Raw genomic sequence first — 5,144 nt, 5'->3', positions numbered from 1 at the left:
ATGGGGTGTTCATACCGCTTTAATTCCGCATCAGATATCACCTGAAATTTCATACGAAGAATACCATTATCAATCAATTTGATTAACCCGGCACTTTTTGTTATCACAACACCTTTAGTATTGGCTTTTCTATTATGCGATGCTAGTCCCATTTTTTGTTATTTATTAATACAAAGATACAAACTTACGATGATCCCCTCAGGAAATGGGAAACGACAAATAAAGCCAGCTCCTATTTCAGCATAACGTTCAGGAGAAAGACACTTATCCACCCCCTGCAAATGTCCCTCTGATAATGCAGCTGTATATTTCTGATAACTCACATCCAACAGACCTTCGATAACACCAATTTTGATGTCAAACCCCTTGTAACGAACATATTCTGGTATGGCAATGACAGATATAAGTACTGGGCTATTCTTCCTGTAACAAGACAGAAAGCAAGTAACTATCATTAGTATAATCTTGATAATATTATATCTGAATTATCGCAATGCAGATTATCGTAATGTGCATTGCGATAATGCAATTATAAATTTTTCTATCAGCGATTCCGAAGTCACTGCCTTATACAAAGCATCAACAATTACAATAAAAGCCAATATCAGAAAAAAGGCGCTTACATATACCAACCATTTTAACTCAGGAAGTTTATAAACAACATCCCCATCTTTCTCGATCCGATGAGTTTTTAAGTTAATTCTGTCAGGCATATTTAACTTGTTAAAGTAAACCGTAACAAGATCCCCGGCAGATATTCTTCGAGTTAAATGATCATAATACTCAATAGGATGCCAGACTCCTATCGTGTCTTCCAATCCATGAATTTTCATAAAAAACATCTCGGTAGTTGAAAAAGAAGTAGGCTTACTATTAATTCCAACCACCTTCACCCTACCGGTGTAATTATCCAATTCTTCCAGCCTAGTGATGCTCTTATAAGACCACACAGACATTGCAATAAAAAAAAGAACAACTAAAAATGAGATAAATAGATCCTTCATAAGATGAGCGTTAATAAAAAATACTACTGATAATAAGCAAGTTAAAAATTATCATAAACATATACAAATTCCTCTTATTCCTTAAAATCACCAAATAACATACCTCTTCCCTTCCCGGACATCCTCCCCCAAAAAACCCTGCACCTCTTTTCACACCTCAGGGCCTGAAGCTCTTCGCGGAAGATCCAGTGAGAAAAGAAGTGCAGGGTTTCTCACATATTTTCAACAACCCATAACTTAACTACCCAATACAAATAAATTCGAAAAAAAAATTCCTGCCAGAAAAACATATTTTAAATAAATACAAAAATTATTCAATAAATTTCATTTCGTATAAAAAAAGTACAATCATATTAATAACACATTTATTACATTTGCCCAGACCCCGGATATGAAAAGTAGTACAGAACATAGCTATCTGCCACTTTTAGTGTTAATTTCTAAAGGCGACCAGAAAGCATTTTCTGCTCTCTACGATTTGCTTTCCCCGCCACTCATTCGCCATATACTTCAAAAGATTCCGGACGAAACAATTGCCGAAGATCTTATACATGACCTTTTTTTAAGCCTTTGGAAAAATAGAGAAAAAATCCACGAAATAGAATCCCTTCATGCCTATCTTTACTCGTCATGCAGGTATCTGATTATGTCACATATTCGAAAATCTACCCGTATTAAATACATAGATGACATTTCCGATTATGACCTCCAGTCCGACGACCAATCTTTGGAAGACCGCTTTTATTATCGCTATCTATTGGATACGGTTCACAAAGAAATAGAGAATCTTCCAGAAAAATGTAGAATCATTTTCAAACTCAGCCGCGAACAACAACTCACCAATAAAGAAATCAGCAAGCAACTTGGTATTTCCGAATCAACTGTAGAAAACCACATCAATAAAGCGATCAAAAAATTAAAGATGTCCGTTCGCCACTATTTACACTTTTTACTTTTCTTTTAAAAAAGACTAGGTGCTACACCTCTTCAGCCTCACATTATTAAATACCGACCTGTTTTATCACAGGCCAATGTATTGTTAACCTAAACAACCTGAAAGAATTGAAAAATAACCTGGAACAGCTAAATACCCTGTTACAATCTATTGAGGGAATTATTTGGGAGGCTGATATCACTATGGAACGATTTACATTTATCAGCGATCATGTACAACATATTACAGGTTTTTCAGCGACAGACTGGCTTACCTGGCCAGGTTTTTGGAAAACATGTATACATCCTGAAGACCAACAAGTCATAGAAAATTATTCTGCATTAAAAAACAGGAATGTCAAAAATTGCGTGTTCGAATACCGGATCATCAGATCCGACGGACAGATCACATGGATTAAGGATAATGTTTCAATCATCCGCCGTCCAGATGGAGAATATCTTTTAAGGGGGATCATGATAGACAACACTGTAGCCGAAACGTTAAGGGGCCTGCAGCAACTGGAACGCGATGTACTACGACTGAATTCAGATCTCATTGTACCTCTTCAGGATGTTTTGCTCAATTATTTGCGTGGATTAGAAACCCTGTTTCCTCAAATGCAATGTTCTATCCATCGCATCAAGAACAACCGACTAATGAGCGGCATATCCTCTTCTTTACCTGCTGAATATATAAATGCCCTTACAGACCTTCAAATAGGCAACAGTGAGGGCTCCTGTGGGGCTGCGGCAGCGACAGGGCAACGAGTCATTGTAAGTGATATCGCAACCGATTATCGATGGCTAAAATACCGCACCCTAGCCTTAGATTATCAACTGAGTGCCTGCTGGTCAAACCCAATCATCGGTTCTGAAGGGGAGGTGATCGCTACATTGGCTATGTACTACCAAAAAACCAGATCACCCTCTGAAGAAGAATTGCAAGTGATGGAAAGAGCTACCGCTCTGCTGCAGATCATCATAGAGAACCGACAAAAAACGGAAACCATCACCGAAGCCAATCTGCTTATGCTGCAAAGCCAGGAACTGGCTCACTTTGGGAACTGGCGCTGGGATTTGCAGCATGATATCATTAGTTGGTCGCCTGCGCTATATGAAATTTATGGCATCGACTCGAAGAACTTTAAGCTAACCTTTACCAGCTACCTTGAAAGACTACATCCTGAAGATCAGGATCGCGTGCGACAAATCATTGAAAACATTTTGCAAAGTAAGCAAGATATCGAATTCGAAGAAAGGATTATCCGTCCAAATGGAGAGCAACGTTACCTGCACTCCTGGGCTAAACTTAAATTGGACGCCCAAGAAATACCGATAGAAATGATTGGAGCCTGTCTTGATATTACCGAAAAAGTTGTTCAGATGCAGGCTATTAAACAACAAACCCAGCAACTTCTTGAGATCGCATGGATGCAGTCACATGTAGTTCGCTCTCCTCTAACCAAGATCATTTCCCTTGTAGAAATCATTAAAGATACACCCGACGGCGATCCCGAAAAAAGCAAGTTACTAGAATATTTATTAGCTGCCGCTTATGACATGGACGAACAAATCAAAAGTATCAACAAAAAAACAGAGCAGGCAAACTGAGGAATCATTTCCCTGACTGACTATTACCATCTTATAGTTTTATGAATATCATGTCATTTATCGAAGAGGAATCCTGTGATCCATTTTTGCAAGATCAGATACATTTATATCCAGATCAGCTAGTAGTTGATGCCATAGAAGTACTGTTAGAATACGATGGAGAATTCCTGCCAGTATACCAGCACAACAAATGCGTGGGCAGGGTTTATCTGTCAGAACTATTGTGGTTTGTAACCTGCCACGATCCAAAGTATAATCTACTTTTTCACAAGCTTAATTTTGACCTAGAAAGTGCAGTTAAAGTAATGAAAAAAAGCATTTAAAATCCCCATAAAACACTTTTGACTTTTTTTTAAAAAAAGACTAGGTGCTAGCCTCCTTTCACCTCACTCTAGTAATAAACCCGACCTGTTTTATTACAGACCGCCCCATGATGAGCATAAATAAAAAGATAATAAACATACTGACCAAATACTTTCGTCGTGAAGAAACCGATGAGGAGAGAAAGGAATTATACACCTGGTATGATCAAATTGATCATTCCGAAGCCATTTCGCAAACAAAAATTAACGATATACAGCATAGAACCAAAGAGCGACTCTTACACTCTATCCAGGAACAATCATCGAAGAAAAGTTCAATTAAACCATTATGGACTAAAATATCCGTTGCAGCATCCCTACTCCTGATTAGTTATTTTTCCTATAATCACTTTGTTACCGGCGATAAATATAGGCCACTGACAGATGCCCAGCTTGCAGCTATAAGTCCCGGAGCCAATAAAGCAACCATTACCTTGTCCAGCGGAGAGATCATCAACTTAGACAATCTGGAGAACAATCAATCCATGACAGTAGACAACACCGTGATCCACAAAGACCTATCCGGTCAGATCACCTACCATTTAAAACAACAAGACAACAAAAGCAGCCGGACAAACACCATGCAAACACCTAAAGCAGGGCAATACCATATTGTACTTTCCGATGGCACTAAAGTATTTCTAAACGCCGAATCCAAACTCACCTATCCTGAAAACTTTGGCTCTGGAGACCGAATTGTCGAGCTAGAAGGCGAAGGTTATTTTGAAGTAAGTAAAACCGCATTGCACAGCCGCTTTATTGTGAAGACCAACTGGCAATCCACCGAAGTTCTAGGCACCAAATTCAATATAAATGCCTATAAAAATGAAGATGCCGTCAAGACAACCCTGGCCGAAGGTTCTATCCGCGTATCGCCGCATGAACAAAACAAAAAGAGCATCATTCTTCAACCCAATCAACAAACCATCTTAAACCAGCACGAATTTTCGAAACATCAGGTAGATGCCAGCAATGTCATTGGATGGACCAGAGGATTATTCTGTTTTGATGGAACCAATTCGGAGGAGATCATAAGGCAGATATCCAGATGGTACGATATTGATATCGAATACAATAAAGACAAGAACCCAATTACTTACAGCGGTAAAATCCCTAAAAACCTGAGCTTAGACAAACTCATTAAGTTGCTAAATTATGCAGACATCAACGCCTATGCTGTAACCAACCAAAAAAACGAAAGAAAATTAATAATCAATTAACCAAACAACTAAAT

The 5,144-nt window shown here is 38.5% G+C and carries 6 protein-coding genes; 4 read left to right on the top strand and 2 right to left on the bottom strand.

Annotated features, from left to right (window positions below; genetic code table 11):
• Positions 1-158: 158 nt before the first annotated feature.
• Both DBR11_RS13950 and DBR11_RS13945 read right to left on the bottom strand, forming a co-directional pair.
• Positions 159-455, bottom strand: coding sequence for a hypothetical protein (locus DBR11_RS13950; RefSeq protein WP_108553282.1), 297 nt, complete (start codon positions 453-455; stop codon positions 159-161).
• Between the two features lie 45 nt (positions 456-500).
• Positions 501-1,004, bottom strand: a complete 504-nt coding sequence (locus DBR11_RS13945) for a hypothetical protein (RefSeq protein ID WP_108553281.1) — start codon at positions 1,002-1,004, stop codon at positions 501-503.
• Positions 1,005-1,395: 391 nt separating this feature from the next.
• Here DBR11_RS13945 and DBR11_RS13940 point away from each other — a divergent pair, with 391 nt between their 5' ends.
• The 4 genes from DBR11_RS13940 to DBR11_RS13925 all read left to right on the top strand — a co-directional run bounded on the left by DBR11_RS13940 (position 1,396) and on the right by DBR11_RS13925 (position 5,130).
• Positions 1,396-1,968: an RNA polymerase sigma factor gene (locus tag DBR11_RS13940; protein WP_108553280.1), complete on the top strand. Its 573-nt coding sequence runs from the start codon at positions 1,396-1,398 to the stop codon at positions 1,966-1,968.
• 98 nt (positions 1,969-2,066) lie between these two features.
• Positions 2,067-3,548 carry a PAS domain-containing protein gene (locus tag DBR11_RS13935; RefSeq protein ID WP_108553279.1) on the top strand — a complete coding sequence of 494 codons (1,482 nt, stop codon included), beginning with the start codon at positions 2,067-2,069 and terminating at the stop codon, positions 3,546-3,548.
• A 50-nt stretch (positions 3,549-3,598) separates the two neighbouring features.
• A complete protein-coding gene (locus DBR11_RS13930; protein ID WP_146186532.1) occupies positions 3,599-3,871 on the top strand; it encodes a hypothetical protein in 273 nt (90 codons plus the stop codon).
• A gap of 107 nt (positions 3,872-3,978) precedes the next feature.
• The gene (locus tag DBR11_RS13925) at positions 3,979-5,130 is read left to right on the top strand and encodes a FecR family protein (RefSeq protein ID WP_233260754.1); all 1,152 of its coding nucleotides are present in this window, start codon (positions 3,979-3,981) and stop codon (positions 5,128-5,130) included.
• Positions 5,131-5,144 lie beyond the last annotated feature (14 nt).

Origin of the sequence: Pedobacter sp. HMWF019 (assembly GCF_003061025.1) — a bacterium.
Classification (GTDB): Bacteria; Bacteroidota; Bacteroidia; order Sphingobacteriales; family Sphingobacteriaceae; genus Pedobacter.
Note: the sequence above shows the minus strand (reverse complement) of the source record. Positions and strands in the feature narration are given on the sequence as shown.

Excerpts from the sequence above, each read along its gene's own strand:
- DBR11_RS13950 (WP_108553282.1), bottom strand. The coding sequence starts at position 455 with ATGATAGTTACTTGCTTTCTGTCTTGTTACAGGAAGAATAGCCCAGTA.
- DBR11_RS13945 (WP_108553281.1), bottom strand. The coding sequence starts at position 1,004 with ATGAAGGATCTATTTATCTCATTTTTAGTTGTTCTTTTTTTTATTGCA.
- DBR11_RS13940 (WP_108553280.1), top strand. The coding sequence starts at position 1,396 with ATGAAAAGTAGTACAGAACATAGCTATCTGCCACTTTTAGTGTTAATT.
- DBR11_RS13930 (WP_146186532.1), top strand. The coding sequence starts at position 3,599 with ATGTCATTTATCGAAGAGGAATCCTGTGATCCATTTTTGCAAGATCAG.
- DBR11_RS13925 (WP_233260754.1), top strand. The coding sequence starts at position 3,979 with ATGATGAGCATAAATAAAAAGATAATAAACATACTGACCAAATACTTT.